The following is a 15,303-nucleotide window of genomic DNA, read 5'->3' on the forward strand; positions in this document are numbered from 1 at the left end:
CACAACGCGGGGTGGCGCTGACGCCCGGCAGACGATCCGCTCGCAGGGCTTCCGGGTACCTGCGCCCACGGCGCAGCCGGACAGAACAGACAAGTGCAGAGGCTGAATATGGCAAGAGAATACAAAGACGTCGTGGTGGGGCTGGACATTGGCACGGCCAAGGTGATGGCTGTGGTGGCAGAGGTGCTGCCCAATGGCGAGCTCAAGCTGGCTGGTCTTGGCGTGGCCCCGAGCAACGGCCTCAAGCGCGGCGTGGTGGTCAACATCGACGCCACCGTGCAGAGCATCCAGCAGGCGCTGAAAGAAGCCGAGCTGATGGCCGACTGCAAGATCCAGCGCGTCTACACCGGCATCACGGGCAGCCACATTCGCGGCCTCAACTCAAGCGGCATGGTCGCCGTCAAGGACAAGGAAGTCACCTCGGCCGACGTGGCACGCGTGGTGGAGACGGCCAAGGCCATCAACATCAGCAGCGACCAGCGCCTGTTGCTGGTGGAGCCCCAAGAGTTTGTGATCGACGGGCAGGATGTGAAAGAGCCCATCGGCATGAGCGGCATCCGCCTGGAGGCCAAGATCCACATCGTGACCGGTGCGCAGAGCGCGGCCGAGAACATCATCAAGTGCGTGCGCCGCTGCGGCCTGGAGGTCGAGCAGCTCATGCTGAACCCGCTGGCCAGCAGCCAGGCTGTGCTGACCGACGACGAGCGCGAGCTCGGCGTGGTGGTGGTGGACATTGGTGCAGGCACGACGGACGTGGCCATCTTCACCGGGGGCGCCATCCGCCACACGGCGGTGATCCCGATCGCGGGCGACCTCATCACCAGCGACATCGCCATGGCGCTGCGCACCCCCACCAAGGACGCCGAGGACATCAAGGTCGAAAGCGGCTACGCCAAGCAGTTGCTGGCCGACCCCGAGAGCCAGGTCGAGGTGCCGGGGCTGGGCGACCGCAGCCCGCGCATGCTGAGCAAGCAGGCACTGGCGGGCGTGATCGAGCCCCGCGTGGAAGAAATCTTTTCGCTCGTGCAGCAGGTGATCCGCGAGTCGGGCTACGAGGAAGTGCTGTCGTCGGGCATCGTGCTCACGGGCGGCAGCTCGGTCATGCCCGGCATGATCGAACTCGGCGAGGACATCTTCCTCAAGCCCGTGCGCCGCGGCATCCCCAAGTATTCCAGCGCCCTGTCGGACATGGTGGCACAGCCCCGTGCAGCCACCGTCATGGGCCTGCTCGAAGAAGCCCGCCTGGCACGGCTGCGCGGCTTCAAGGTGGCGCAAAAGAGCGGCTCCATGAAGACCGCCTTTGGCCGCTTCAAAGACTTCATCGTGGGGAATTTCTAGCCATGAAACATCCCCTCTGGCTTGCCCGTGGCAGCCCGCACCAACCGCGGGAGCGATGGCGGTGCACTGGCCCGCCACGCGCCCGACCTCCAAGACACACCTCCAACATTTGGCAATTGCAACAGTATCTAGAACCAGGAGCTCCAAGATGACCATCGAAATGATCGAAGCCGAAGAATTCAACCAGGGCACCCAGATCAAGGTGATCGGCGTGGGCGGCGGCGGCAGCAATGCCGTCGAGCACATGATTGCGCGCTCTGTGCAGGGCGTGGAATTCGTCAGTGCCAACACCGACGCTCAGGCCTTGACGCGCAGCTCGGCCCACCGCGTCATCCAGCTCGGTGGCAGTGGCCTGGGCGCAGGCGGCAAACCCGAAAAGGCACGTGATGCCGCCGAGGCCGCCGTGGAAGACATCCGCGACGCCATCCAGGGCGCGCACATGCTGTTCATCACGGCCGGCATGGGCGGCGGCACCGGCACCGGCGCCGCGCCTGTGATTGCGCGCGTGGCCAAGGAGATGGGCATCCTCACCGTGGGCGTGGTCACCAAGCCTTTCGACTGGGAAGGCGGCCGCCGCATGAAGAACGCCGACGAAGGCCTGGCCGAGCTGGAAGCCAACGTTGACTCGCTGATCGTGGTGCTCAACGAAAAGCTGCTGGATGTGCTGGGCGACGACATCACCCAGGACGAAGCCTTTGCGCACGCCAACGACGTGCTCAAGAACGCAGTGGGCGGCATCGCTGAAATCATCAACGAATACGGCCAGGTGAACGTCGACTTTGAAGACGTGCGCACCGTGATGGGCGAGCCCGGCAAGGCCATGATGGGCACGGCCACCGCCAGCGGCCCCGACCGCGCCCGCATTGCTGCAGAGCAGGCCATTGCCTGCCCGCTGCTGGAAGGCATCGACCTGTCGGGTGCCAAGGGCGTGCTGGTGCTGGTCACGGCGAGCAAGGGCAGCCTCAAGCTGTCCGAGTCGCGCCAGGCCATGAACACCATCAATGCCTACGCATCCACCGACGCACATGTCATCTTCGGCGCAGCCTACGACGAGAACCTGGGCGACGAAATCCGCGTGACCGTGGTGGCCACCGGCCTGTCGCGTGCCAGCGCACGCCGCCAGCCCATTTCCGTGGTGCAGGGTGGCCTGCGTACCGGCACCGACAACATGGCTTATCAGATCCCCGTGTCGGGCGTCGGCGCGATGGGCGTAGCCGCTGGCGTGCCAGGTGGCCACGTTGGCGGTTCGCAAACCGACTACGGCAGCATGTCGGTGCCGAGTGTGTGGCGCACCAACCGCACCCAGGCCGCGGCCCGTGTGGACGCGCTCTCGTCCGGCGGCATGGACGATCTGGAGATCCCGGCTTTCCTGCGCAAACAGGCGGACTGATCTGGACCGGCCTGCGCGGCCGGGCCGACGCTACGGCAAGTTCCGGTAGGGCGCAGCCCAGGTGCCGCGCGAAGATCGGTACCCTCACAAAAAACCCTGCCAGTGCGAACTGGCAGGGTTTTTTGTTGCCTTGAAGGAGCGTGCGACGGAGCGCGGGTCGTTGGTGGCTGCGTCCATCGGGCAAGCTGGCAGCCCTCGGTGCGCAGCCGCCGTTACTGAAAGGACCGGTGATGGGGCTGCGCGGGGCCCCTGCGCAGCAGGCGCAGCGATCTCAGAAGGATTCCCAGTCGCCGTTGTCGTCGCCGCCAGCCTTGGCAGGGGCAGCGGCTGGGGCGCTCGTCGCAGGCTTGGCCTCGCGGGGCAGGGCTGCTGCCGCGGGGCGCTGCGCTGCGGGAGCTGCAGGCCGCGGCGCAGCCTTGGGCAGGGCGGACCGTGCAGCGGGCGCCGGTGCGCGCGCAGCCGCGCGGGCCGGGAGCGCCGCTGGCGAAGGCGCGGGGCCGTTGCTCCAGCCGGCGGCCCCCGAGCTCTGCGCAGAGGCGTTGCTGCCGTTCACCCGGAAGCGGGCCACCACCTGGGTCAAGCGCATGGCCTGCTCGCGCAGGCTGTCGGCCGCCGCGGTGGATTCCTCCACCAGCGCAGAGTTTTGCTGGGTCATCTGGTCGAGCTGGTTCATGGCGGTGTTGACCTGCGCAATGCCTTGGCTCTGCTCCGAGGTAGCGGCGCGGATCTCGCCGATGATGTCCGTCACGCGTTGCACGCTGGCCACGATTTCCGTCATGGTGGCGCCTGCATTGCCGACCAGCTGGGTGCCCGATTCGACCTTCTCGACCGATGCGCCGATCAGCGACTTGATCTCCTTGGCAGCTTCAGCACTGCGACCGGCCAGACTGCGCACCTCGCCCGCCACCACGGCAAAGCCACGACCCTGCTCGCCCGCGCGCGCGGCTTCCACCGCGGCATTCAGCGCCAGGATGTTGGTCTGAAAGGCAATGCCATCAATCACGCCGATGATGTCGCTGATGCGGTTGCTGCTGGCGTTGATGTCCTGCATGGTCGCCACGACTTTGGATACCACCTCGCCGCCGCGCGCTGCCACTTCGGCGGCCGAATTGGCCATCTGGTTGGCGGTGTGCGCCGAATCCGATGTCTGCTTGACAGTGCTGGTCAGCTCTTCCATCGAGCTTGCGGTGGACTGCAGGTTGCTGGCCGTGTCTTCGGTGCGGTGCGCCAGGTCGTTGTTGCCCTGAGCGATTTCACTGGAGGCGGTGGCAATACTGTCGGTGGCGGTGCGCACTTCGGTCACCAGCTGCCGCAACGACGTCACCATCTTGGACAGGCCGTCCAGCATCGAGCCCTCGGGGGCGTTGGGCATTGGAGTGTCCAGATTGCCTTCTGCCACCTGCGACATGATGCCGATCGCTTCGGTCGGCTCGCCGCCGATCTGGCGCAACACCGAGCGGGCCACGACCATGCCGATGCCGCCCACCACCGCAAATACGGCCAGGATGGCGACCAGGCCCGAGAGCAGCGTCTTGCGCACGATGGCGTCGATGTCGTCGGTGTACAGGCCCGAGCCCACCATCCAGTTCCAGCCATCCACCCGGATCACGTACTGCAGCTTGGGCACCAGCTCCTGCTGGCCGGGGCGGGCGAACATGGTGGGGACAAACACGCGGCCGTTGGGGCTGGCGCGCAGGGCATCCGAGATCTGCTTGAGGATGTCGGTCCCCGAGCCGTCCTTGACCTTGCCCGCCATGTCCTGGCCTTCCCATTCGGGCTTGATGGGGTGCATCACCCCTTTGGAGTCCAGCGTCCAGATGTAGAAGTATTCCGTCTTGCCCTCGGGTCCGCCGAAGCGGGACAGCCGCAGTGCGTCCTTGGCGGCTTTTTGTGCGTCGTCCACGCTCATGGCGCCACTGGCAGCCTTGGCCTGGAAGCCGGTCACGACGCTGTGTGCCGACTGCACGGCCGTGGTGAGCAGTTCCCGCCGCGATTCGATGATCAACCGGCGCTCGTTCAGCAGTGACGCGAGGGCCATGATCACCAGGGCCGCAAGGGCCGTGCCGATCATGAGCATGATTTTCATCTTGAAGCTGAGCTTGTTCATAGTCTTGTCCCCTGCGATATGAATGCGTGGCCGACGGGGTGTTTGCCCCCCTGATAGGCCGACGCTACCGTGTCATTGTGCTTCGGCATATTGCAGGGTTACTGTAGGTAAAAACACGGCCCTGGTGTAACGGAGGTGCGACCGCTCGTCGGACTTGATGAATGTCAACGGGAGGCCTGCTTCAGGCGCGTCTGCGACGGGGCAACTAAAATGCGCGGATGCTCCAGCAACGCACCCTCAAGACTCTGACCCGCGCCGTAGGCGTCGGCCTGCACAGCGGACAGCGGGTGGAGCTGACGTTGCGGCCCGCCCAGCCCGATACCGGCATCGTGTTCCGACGCGTCGATTTACCTCAGCCGGTAGACATCCCCATCCGGGCAGAGGCCGTCACCGACACGCGGCTGGCGTCGACCATTGCCGTGGGCAACGCCAAGGTCCACACCGTCGAGCACCTCATGTCAGCCTGTGCGGGCCTCGGTATTGACAACCTGTACGTGGACATCACGGCGGAGGAAGTGCCCATCCTCGATGGCTCGTCGGCTTCATTCGTGTTCCTGCTACAAAGCGCAGGGATCGAGCTGCAAAAAGCGCCCAAGCGGTTCATCCGCGTCCTGCGGCCCGTGGAAGTGCGCGAAGGCGAGGGCGCCAACGCCAAGTGGGCGCGTCTTGTGCCGTATCACGGCTACAAACTGAGCTTTGAGATCGACTTTGACCACCCGGCCGTGGACTCCACCGGCCAGCGCGTCGAGTTCGATATGGGGACCGGCAACTACAGCCGGGACATTGCCCGCGCACGCACCTTCGGCTTCACGCGCGACGTGGAAATGATGCGTTCGAACGGCCTGGCCCTGGGTGGGGGCCTCGACAATGCTATCGTCATGGACGACTACAAGGTGCTCAACAGCGACGGGCTGCGCTACGACGACGAGTTCGTCAAGCACAAGATCCTGGATGCGATGGGCGACCTGTACCTCGTCGGCAGGCCATTGCTGGCCGCCTACAGCGCCTTCCGGTCGGGCCACGGCATGAACAACCTGCTCCTGCGCGAACTGCTTTCGCAGCGTGACGCCTGGGAAGAGGTGACGTTTGAAGACGAGCGCCGGGCGCCGGGCGGCTTTGCCCAGCCAGTGCGGGCCTGGTGACATGCTGATCATCCGGTGGTTTGCCCTGGCGCTGCTGCTTGCCGCTGCGGTCTGCTTTGGCCTTTATGCACTCACGGGCCAGGCGCGCTACAAGCGGATCGGTTTTGCCATCTTCAAGTGGACGGTGATTGCTGGCGTGGGATTTTTCACGGTCCTGCTGATCGAGCGGCTGCGCTAAAAGCCCCCGGGCGGGTGCGGATTGCCCTGCCCTATACTCCGGCCTGCTCCGGGGTGCACGTAGAACCTTTTTGGGTTTTGGGCGTGCTGAGACGGCGGACCTTACCGCCGGAACCGCGAACTTGATCTGGTTAGTACCAGCGTAAGAAGAGCTGCAGTCATGATTTCCGCCCAGGAGGCACGCGCGCATGCGCAGCCCTCTGGCCATGGCACCCCATGCGTTCACCACGGACGCGAATGGGGCGGGGCCCTCCGGCCCTTCGCCTTGCGGACCATCGGGCCGATTGCGGAGCACGTATCCATCCACCACGATAGGAAAGTGCCCGCCATGAATGCCCCCATCCACGCTCCTGACAAGTTTGCCCAGCTGCTCGCGCGTACCCGCGAACCCTTCCCCGCATCCACCAAGAGCTACCTTGTCGGCACCCGGCCGGACATTCGCGTACCCGTGCGCGACATTGCGCTGACCAACGGCGAACACGTCAGTGTGTACGACACCTCGGGCCCATACACCGACCCGAATGCAACGATCGACGTGCGCCAAGGCCTGCCCAGCGTGCGCGGCGGCTGGATCAGCGGCCGAGGCGATGTGGAGCACTATGAGGGCCGTGCACCCGTGGCGCTCGATGACGGGCAAAAAAGCGAAGACGCCACCCGCCTGGCGCAACTGCGCGCCGAGGCTGCCGCCCTGCAGCGCAAGCCCATGCGTGCCAGGGCCGGCGCCAACGTCACGCAAATGCACTACGCCCGCAAGGGCATCATCACGCCCGAGATGGAATACGTGGCCATCCGCGAAAACGGCAAGCGCGAGTGGATGCAGCAGTACATGGCCGATGAGGCTCGTGAAAAGCGCCTGATGGGCAACCCCATGGGGGCGAGCATCCCGCGCATCATCACCCCCGAGTTCGTGCGCGATGAAGTGGCCCGCGGCCGGGCCATCATCCCCGCCAACATCAACCACCCCGAGGTGGAGCCGATGGCGATCGGCCGCAACTTCCTGGTGAAGATCAACGCGAACATTGGCAACTCGGCCGTCACGTCCAGCATTGAGGAAGAGGTGGAAAAGCTGGTGTGGGCCATCCGCTGGGGCGCCGACAACGTGATGGATCTCTCGACCGGCAAGAACATTCACACCACGCGCGACTGGATCGTGCGTAACAGCCCCGTGCCGATCGGCACCGTGCCGATCTACCAGGCGCTGGAGAAGGTGGGCGGTGTGGCCGAAGACCTGACCTGGGAAATCTTCCGCGACACCCTCATCGAGCAGGCTGAGCAGGGCGTGGACTACTTCACCATCCACGCCGGAGTGCGTCTGGCGTACATCCACCTCACGGCCCAGCGCCGCACCGGCATTGTCTCGCGCGGCGGCTCCATCATGGCCAAGTGGTGCATGGCGCACCACCGCGAGAGCTTTTTGTACGAGCACTTCGAGGACATCTGCGACATCATGAAGGCCTACGATGTGTCGTTCAGCCTGGGCGATGGCCTGCGCCCCGGCTGCGCATCGGACGCCAACGACGAAGCGCAGTTTGCCGAGCTGCACACGCTGGGCGAGCTGACGCAGATTGCCTGGAAGCACGACGTACAGACCATGATCGAAGGCCCCGGCCATGTGCCCATGCACATGATCCAGGCCAACATGACCGAGCAGCTCAAGACCTGCCACGAAGCGCCGTTCTACACCCTGGGCCCGCTGACCATCGACATCGCGCCCGGCTACGACCACATTGCCAGCGCGATCGGCGCGGCCATGATCGGCTGGATGGGCACGGCCATGCTGTGCTACGTGACGCCCAAGGAACACCTGGGCCTGCCCGACCGTGACGATGTGAAGCAGGGGATCATCGCGTACAAGATCGCCGCCCACGCGGCCGACGTGGCGAAGGGTCACCCGGGTGCCCGGGCGCGCGACGACGCGCTGAGCCAGGCGCGTTTCGATTTTCGCTGGCAGGACCAGTTCAACCTTGGCCTGGACCCGGAGACTGCCAAGGAATACCACGACGAAACCCTGCCCAAGGACTCGGCCAAGGTGGCGCACTTCTGCTCGATGTGCGGGCCCAAGTTCTGCTCCATGAAGATCACGCAGGAGGTGCGCGATTTTGCGGCGGCCAAGGGACTGGCAGAAGCCGAGGCGCTGGCCCAGGGAATGGAGGCGAAGGCCGCGGAATTCCAGAAGGGGGGCGGGGCGCTCTACATCCCCATCGCATCCGCCTGACGGTCTGGTTGGCATTAGCCACACTTATGGTTGCCCTGAGTTGGCGGCACGCCGCTGCAGCTTGGGGAAACCCATAGGCCGGGAAACAGGGCGTTACACATACAGTCACGCACCCTCTGGCTCCCAAGGCTGGAGGCGGAAATCGCCGCCGTGGCATCAAAGTTGCTAACTGGCGGGTAATTGTGATTATTTGTAAGGAAGTGCCATGAACGCCCTGGGTCGCCTGTCCATTCGTACCCGTCTGTATTTCGGCACGGTCTTCTCCCTGATCCTGCTGGTCGTCATCGGTGGCATGGGTTACCTGGCACTGGACCGCACCAGCAACACGCTGGATATCCTCTTCTCGCAGCGTGTGCAGACGTTGACCGATGTGGCCGAGCTGCGCACCACCTTGGGCGACCTGCGCCGCACCGAAAAAGACATCATCATCAGTTTCAACAACGCAGTGGAAGTGGCCGCCCTGCGCGAGTCCTGGGGCAAGGCTCTGGCCGGGTTGACCAAAGGCCTGGGACAGGTACGGCAGACCCAGGCGGGTGATGCGGGTTTTGTCGAGGCCATCGATAAGGCACTTGTCGAGGTCAAGGAGTACGAAAAAGGTATTGCGCCCGTATTCGAGCAGATCGAGCGGGCCCAGATCGACGGGGCCGTGGGCGGGGCCTACGCCGACCGCCTCAAGAAGCACATGGAAGCCACAGACCAGTTGCTGCTGGGGCTGGCCGGAACCGCACGCGACAAGATGGAAGAAGCCCGCAAAGGGGTGAACAGGCTCACATCCACGATGTCGGGGCTGATTGCCGGCGCGCTGCTTCTTGCGCTGGCCGTGCTGATTCCGCTCACGTTCTTCAGTGTGCGCTCCATCCTGCAGTCGCTGGCCCAGGCCAGCACCCTGGCCGAGCGCATCGCTGCGGGCGATTTGTCGCATGATGTCCGCGCCACGTCGCAGGACGAAGTCGGCCAGCTGGTGGGTGCCATGGGCCGCATGCAGGATGCCTTGCGCGGCCTGGTGCAACAGGTGCAGGAAGCGGCCAACAACATCTCTACGGCCAGCTCCGAGATTGCTTCCGGCAACCATGACCTGAGCCATCGTACCGAGCAGACGGCGGCCAACCTGGAGGAGACGGCGTCGTCCATGGAATTGCTGACCAGCGCGCTCCAGGGCAACGCGCAATCCTCGCGCCAGGCCAGCGAGTTTGCGGCCACGGCCGCCGAGGTGGCGGCACGCGGGGGCACGGTCGTGGCCAATGTCGTGACCACCATGGACCAGATCACCGCCAGCTCGCGCAAGATTGCCGACATCACCGGCGTGATCGATTCCATCGCGTTCCAGACCAACATCCTGGCGCTCAACGCCGCCGTGGAGGCCGCCCGCGCAGGCGAGCAAGGTCGGGGCTTCGCCGTGGTGGCCAGCGAAGTGCGCACCCTGGCGCAGCGCAGCGCCGCCGCGGCCCATGAGATCAAGGGTCTGATCAGCTCATCGGTGGAGCGCGTGGAAGACGGCTCGCGGCTGGTCAGCCAGGCGGGCGCCACCATGACGGAGATTGTCGGCAGCGTGCGCCGTGTGGCGGGCATCATCAGCGAGCTGACCGTATCGTCGGCCGAGCAGAGCGACAACGTGGGCCACATCAGCCAGTCCGTCAGCCAGCTGGACAACATGACGCAGCAAAACGCAGCACTGGTTGAAGAGTCCACGGCTGCCTCGGAATCGCTGCGTGAGCAGGCTGTGCAGCTCACCAGCGCGGTGAGCCAGTTCAAGCTGCAGGGCGGCGGGCGTGGCGCAGCGGTGCATGCTGCCGCTGCGCATGGCGCGTACAGCGCTGGCTCAGGTGCGGCCGGTGGTGGGGGCCGTCAGCCTCTGCAGATCCGGTAATTTGGGCGATTTTGGCCGCAGGTCCTTGTTTGATCATCCCTGGATGCTATTAAAAGCATAGCAATCTGGGCTCTCTGCAAGGTCGCTATCGGAGCTGTGGTCCTCCGGGGCAGAGGGCTGCAGGTTGGTGCGTGGCCTTGCCTTCCCCCCGGTTGCCCGGTAAAGGCGAGTGCTCCTGCAGTCAGGCTCAGTCCCGCGTCACGCGCACGACCTCTTCCCGGCTGGTAATCCCTGCGGCTATCAGGCGTTCCCCGTCATCGCGCATCAGCGCCATGCCGCCTGCCAGTGCCGCAGCGCGGATGTCGGCCTCGGCGGCCTGGTTGTGGATCTGTGCACGGATGGCGTCGGTGGTCACCAGCAGTTCGAACACGCCGGTACGACCGGTGTAGCCCGTCTGTCCGCAATGCTCGCACCCCGTGCCTTCGCAATGTGTGCAGTACTTGCGCACCAGGCGCTGGGCCAGCACGCCCAGCAGCGATGATGAGAGCAGGAAGGGCTCAACCCCCATGTCGGTCAGGCGGGTCACGGCACTGGCGGCATCATTGGTGTGCAGCGTGGCCAGCACCAGGTGGCCGGTGAGCGATGCCTGGATGGCGATCTGCGCCGTCTCGAAGTCGCGGATTTCACCGATCATGATGATGTCCGGGTCCTGCCGCAGGATGGCGCGCAGGGCCTTGGCAAACGTCAGCTCGATCTTGCTGTTGACCTGCGTCTGACCCACGCCCGGCAACTCGTATTCGATGGGGTCTTCCACCGTCATGATGTTGTTGCGCGTGGCATCGAGCCGGCCCAGCGCCGCGTATAGCGTGGTCGTCTTGCCGGAGCCCGTGGGCCCGGTCACCAGGATGATGCCGTGGGGCTGGCCGATCAGGCTTTCAAAACGTTGCAGCGTTTCGCCCTGCATGCCCACGGCTTCCAGGCTGAGCTTGCTCTCGCTCTTGTCCAGCAGGCGCAGCACGGCGCGCTCGCCGTGGGCGCTGGGCAGGGTCGACACACGCACATCAATGGCGCGCGTACCCAGGCGCAGGCTGATGCGGCCGTCCTGCGGCAGGCGCTTTTCGGAGATGTCCAGGTCGGCCATGATCTTCAGGCGCGAGATCAGCGCGGCGTGCAGTGCGCGGTTGGGCTGCACCACCTCCCGCAGCGTGCCGTCCACCCGAAAACGCACGCTGGAATGGCGCTCGTACGGTTCGATGTGGATGTCGCTGGCGCCATCGCGTGCGGCCTGCGTGAGCAGGGCGTTGAGCATGCGGATGATGGGTGCGTCGCCGGCCGATTCCAGCAGGTCTTCCACCGCTGGCAGCTCCTGCATCATGCGCGAGAGGTCGGCGTCGCTCTCGACCTCGCTCACCACCGTGGCGGCGCTCGACTCGCTGTGCGAATACGCGGCACTGATGCGCTGCGCCAGGGCTGCCGCTTCCAGGGGCAGCATCTGCTGCACCGGGTGCTTGCGCAGCACCTCCGACAGCGCTCCCGCGTCAGGGTGCGGCCCATGCCACAGCACAAGCTGGTGACCGTCGTCCTCCAGCAGCAGCTGGGCTGTGCGGGCAAAGGCGTAGGGCAGGGGATGGCGCATGGAGCAGGTCAGTGAAGGGTTCGGTCAGAGCGCCTGGGGCGACACCGTGGCGGAAAGGGATTGGGCGCGCACCGTGGCGGCCGCGGCCTCTGCGGCCTCCAGGCTGGCGTAGGGCCCCACGCGCACGCGGGTGAGCGCGCCGCGGTTGGTGTCCACCGACTGCATCGACATGGGCAAGGCCATGTTGCGCAGCTTGGCCATGGCCGCGCGCGACTCGGCGTCCTTGCCGAACACGCCGACATTGACGTAGTACAGGGTTGCCGAAGCGGCCGGGTTGGCCGCGGCCAGCGGGGCGTTGATGCCCGGTACCGTGCTGCTTTGCGGGGTGCCCTGGGGCGCGACCGGCGCTGGCACGGCCTGCGGCAGGGGCGCTGGCGTGAGCTGCTGCATGGGCTGCGGTACCGGCGCGGCCACGGGTGTGGGCTGCGGAGGTGCCGCCTGCGGTTGCGGTTGACCGGTGGCAACGCCATTGCGCTGGGGCAGCGCGGGCAGCACCGGGGCGCCGGTAACCGAGCCCATCACCACGCTCGACGGCGGCTGTGTCGCCTGCTGCAGCGCGCGGATGGCTTCGTAGCGGTCCACCATCAGGGCATCGCTGGTGGCGTTGTCGCGCACCACGATGGGCCGCAGGAACACCATCAGGTTGGTCTTGGTCCGCGAGCGGTTTTCACTGCGGAACAGGCCACCCACCACGGGCAGGTCGCCCATCACCGGGACCTTGTCCTGGCCCTGCTGGTAGCTGTCTTCCAGCAGGCCGCCAATCACGATGATCGCGCCGTCGTCCACCACCACGTTCGATTCGATGGACCGTTTGCTGGTGCTGGGCCCGTTGACGTTGCTCAGCGTGTTGCCGTCGATCTTGGAGACCTCCTGGTAGATCGCCATCTTCACGGTGCCGTTTTCGCTGATCTGCGGGCGCACCTTGAGCATCAGGCCCACATCCTTGCGTTCGACGGTGGTGAAGGGGTTGAGGTTGTTGCCCCCGCCGGTGTTGGCATATGAGCCGGTGACAAACGGCACGTTGGTGCCGATCACGATGCGCGCTTCCTCGTTGTCCAGCGTCATCAGGTTGGGGGTGGAGAGCACATTGGCATCGCCGCTGTTTTGCAGGAAGTTGGCGAGTGCGCCCAGGTAGTACTGGCCGTTGATGCGCGGTGCCAGCCCCAGGTTCAGGCCCGCCCCCAGGCCGCTGGCAGCGCTGGCAATGCTGGTGGCGCTACCGCTGGCAATTGCTGCGGTCAGCCCGATGATGTTGGCCCCGGCCTGGCCGGAGTTGGTGCCGATCACGCCAATTGTGCCGTCGCCCTGTTTGCCCAGCAGGCTCTGCCACTGGATGCCGAACTCGGCCAGCTTGCTGGCCGATACCTCGACGATCAGGCTCTCGACCAGCACCTGCGCGCGGCGGCCGTCGAGCTTGTCGATCACGGTGCGCAGCTGCCGGTACAACGGCTCGGGTGCGGTGATGATGAGTGAGTTGGTGGTGGGGTCGGCCTGGATCTGGCCACCGGTGGAAGGCTGGTTGCTGCTGCCGCCGCTTGACCCAAGGCTGGCGCCCCCGCCGCTCAGCCCGCCGTTGCCCGACGACAACCCGCCGCCGCTGAGCATGCTGCCGCTGTTGCCAGTGCCGCCGCTCAGGCCGCCGCCGCCCGTGGACACCGGCGCGCTGCTGCCTCCACCTGATGCAGCCCCGCCACCGCTGCCATTGCCCATGGCGGCCATGGCCGCGCGCAAGGTGGTGGCGAGCTTGGTCGCATCCGCATTCTTGAGGTACACCACATGGATGTTGCCGGTCGAGGCGGCACTGCCCGGCACCGGCGCCTGGTCCAGCCGGTCCACCAGTGCGCGCACCTGGGCCACGCGGGCCGGGTTGGCGGCGCGCAGGATCAGCGAGTTGCTGCGCGGCTCGGCGATCAGGGTGGTCTTGAAGGACGTGTCTGCCTGGCCCTGCGCCGCAGCGGGTGCAGCACCGCTCCCGCCCCCACCGTCGATCAGCCGGGCCACCAGCGGCGCCAGGTCGGCGGCGACGGCGTTGCGCAGCGGGATCACTTCCACATCGCTGGCGTTGGAGACATCCATGGCCGCCACGATGCGCGCCAGGCGCTGCAGGTTGTCGGCATAGTCGGTGATCACCAGCGAGTTATTGCCGGGGTTCACGTTGATGGTGTTGTTGGGGCTGATCAGCGGGCGCAGCACCGGCACCAGATTGGCCGCGTTTTCAAAGTTGAGCTTGAAGATCTGCGTGACGATCTGCCCGCCTGCGGGTGCGCTGCCGGCGTTGCCCTGCACCACGCTCACACTGCCGCCCTGCAGCTTGGCGTCGGCCTCGGGCACCACCTTGTACAGGCCGGCCGATTCCACCACCGTGAAGCCCTGCAGCCGCAGGGCTGCGAGGAACTGCTGGAAGGCCCCGGCGGGCGTCACGGGCCGCTCGGTCACCAGGTTGAGCTGGCCCCGCACGCGTGGGTCCACCACCACGTTCCGGCCCGTGATGGTGGCCATGGTGCGAGCCACGGCCTCGATCTCGGCATTGGCAAAGTTGAGCGTCACCGGTTCGCCTGCGCGCACGCTGCCGGTGGCCGTGTTGATGGCCGTTTGGGCGCCAATCTGGCCAGTAGTGCAGGCAAGTATTGCCCCTGCAGCTATAAATTTAATAGCAAATCCCAGGCGTGGTGGAATCAGGAAAGTCATAGGTTCAACCCACGGTGATGATGGATCGCGCGCCATTGCGCCGTCCAATGATGTTCAGGAGATTCGACAGCGCAGCCTCGCGCTCGGGTGTGGCGGCGCTGGCTTCGCCCGCAAAGCGCAGCCGGTTGCCCACCCACTGGCCCGTGCCACTGAGCAGCAGGTGGCCTTCAAGCGTGGTCAGCGTGAGGCCTGGCACCTCGCCGCCCTGCAGGGCCAGCCGGTAGCTGCCCATGGGCCGCAGCGTGGTCAGCCGGGTGGACATGCCACGCGCATCCAGCTGTGCCTGGCCGGCCAGCGCCATGCGGCCGGCAGCCCAGGTGGCCGTGAGCCCTGTGGTCTGCAGGACCAGCTGGCCCTGCGGCTGCAGCGTGTTCCATGGCGTACCCAGGCCTGACAGCAGTGCGGCGGGCCACTGGCTCTGGCCGTCCGACAGCGCCACGCGGGCGCCACCCCAGCGCGGCTGCACCGCCACCTGCAGCGGCTGGGGGGTGCAGCAAGAGGCCTGCAGGCGTGCGCTCAGGCCCGTCCAGCCAGGGCGCAGTTGCCATTGCACGCGGCCGGGCAGGGCGGCCTGGTCCTGGCTGGCGGCACCGCCCGTCAACACCAGCTGGGCGGAGCCTGACCACACCGTGCCGCGCGGCTGCTGCAGCAGCACCTGCCCGCCCGTCGCGCGTGCCACCTGGCCCGTGAGCCAGGCCGCAGGCGCAAATGCGACGATGGCCGGCACACCGCCCAGCAGAGCGCCCGCCATGGCCCACGCCCACGCAGTGCGGGGCATGCCGGTCGGCTGGGTGCGGTTGCGG

The 15,303-nt window shown here is 66.2% G+C and carries 10 protein-coding genes and 1 riboswitch; of the genes, 6 read left to right on the top strand and 4 right to left on the bottom strand.

Annotation, left to right across the window (positions count from 1 at the left end; all coding sequences use genetic code 11):
* Window positions 1-108: 108 nt before the first annotated feature.
* Together ftsA and ftsZ are read left to right on the top strand one after the other, a co-directional pair.
* Window positions 109-1,338 (top strand): cell division protein FtsA, encoded by a 1,230-nt coding sequence (ftsA, locus tag ACTPOI_RS05580; RefSeq protein WP_010462329.1) that lies wholly within the window; start codon window positions 109-111, stop codon window positions 1,336-1,338.
* A 148-nt stretch (window positions 1,339-1,486) separates the two neighbouring features.
* On the top strand, window positions 1,487-2,728 hold the full coding sequence (ftsZ, locus tag ACTPOI_RS05585; protein WP_440107218.1) for a cell division protein FtsZ: 1,242 nt from the start codon (window positions 1,487-1,489) through the stop codon (window positions 2,726-2,728).
* 271 nt (window positions 2,729-2,999) lie between these two features.
* On the opposite strand, the gene ACTPOI_RS05590 is transcribed toward ftsZ, so the two are convergent.
* A complete protein-coding gene (locus tag ACTPOI_RS05590) occupies window positions 3,000-4,835 on the bottom strand; it encodes a methyl-accepting chemotaxis protein (RefSeq protein ID WP_440107220.1) in 1,836 nt (611 codons plus the stop codon).
* Window positions 4,836-5,053: 218 nt separating this feature from the next.
* Here ACTPOI_RS05590 and lpxC point away from each other — a divergent pair, with 218 nt between their 5' ends.
* The 4 genes from lpxC to ACTPOI_RS05610 all read left to right on the top strand — a co-directional run bounded on the left by lpxC (window position 5,054) and on the right by ACTPOI_RS05610 (window position 10,236).
* Complete coding sequence (gene lpxC, locus ACTPOI_RS05595; RefSeq protein ID WP_440107222.1) at window positions 5,054-5,977, top strand: UDP-3-O-acyl-N-acetylglucosamine deacetylase; 924 nt, start codon at window positions 5,054-5,056, stop codon at window positions 5,975-5,977.
* A 1-nt stretch (window position 5,978) separates the two neighbouring features.
* Window positions 5,979-6,155, top strand: a complete 177-nt coding sequence (locus ACTPOI_RS05600; protein WP_440107224.1) for a hypothetical protein — start codon at window positions 5,979-5,981, stop codon at window positions 6,153-6,155.
* 39 nt (window positions 6,156-6,194) lie between these two features.
* Window positions 6,195-6,320: riboswitch (TPP riboswitch) on the top strand.
* Window positions 6,321-6,494: 174 nt separating this feature from the next.
* Entirely contained in the window at window positions 6,495-8,369 is a 1,875-nt protein-coding gene (gene thiC / locus ACTPOI_RS05605; protein WP_440108270.1) for a phosphomethylpyrimidine synthase ThiC, read from the top strand.
* 205 nt (window positions 8,370-8,574) lie between these two features.
* Window positions 8,575-10,236, top strand: a complete 1,662-nt coding sequence (locus ACTPOI_RS05610) for a methyl-accepting chemotaxis protein (protein WP_440107226.1) — start codon at window positions 8,575-8,577, stop codon at window positions 10,234-10,236.
* A gap of 187 nt (window positions 10,237-10,423) precedes the next feature.
* Here the strand turns inward: ACTPOI_RS05610 and ACTPOI_RS05615 are convergent, their stop codons facing one another.
* From ACTPOI_RS05615 to gspN, 3 genes are read right to left on the bottom strand one after another with little or no spacing between them, the layout of a single operon-like run.
* Complete coding sequence (locus tag ACTPOI_RS05615) at window positions 10,424-11,812, bottom strand: GspE/PulE family protein (RefSeq protein WP_440107228.1); 1,389 nt, start codon at window positions 11,810-11,812, stop codon at window positions 10,424-10,426.
* A gap of 24 nt (window positions 11,813-11,836) precedes the next feature.
* Window positions 11,837-14,500 carry a type II secretion system secretin GspD gene (gspD, locus tag ACTPOI_RS05620; protein ID WP_440107230.1) on the bottom strand — a complete coding sequence of 888 codons (2,664 nt, stop codon included), beginning with the start codon at window positions 14,498-14,500 and terminating at the stop codon, window positions 11,837-11,839.
* Window positions 14,501-14,504: 4 nt separating this feature from the next.
* Complete coding sequence (gene gspN / locus ACTPOI_RS05625) at window positions 14,505-15,278, bottom strand: type II secretion system protein N (RefSeq protein ID WP_440108271.1); 774 nt, start codon at window positions 15,276-15,278, stop codon at window positions 14,505-14,507.
* Between the last annotated feature and the right edge of the window lie 25 nt (window positions 15,279-15,303).

The organism is Acidovorax sp. BL-A-41-H1 (genome assembly GCF_051942715.1).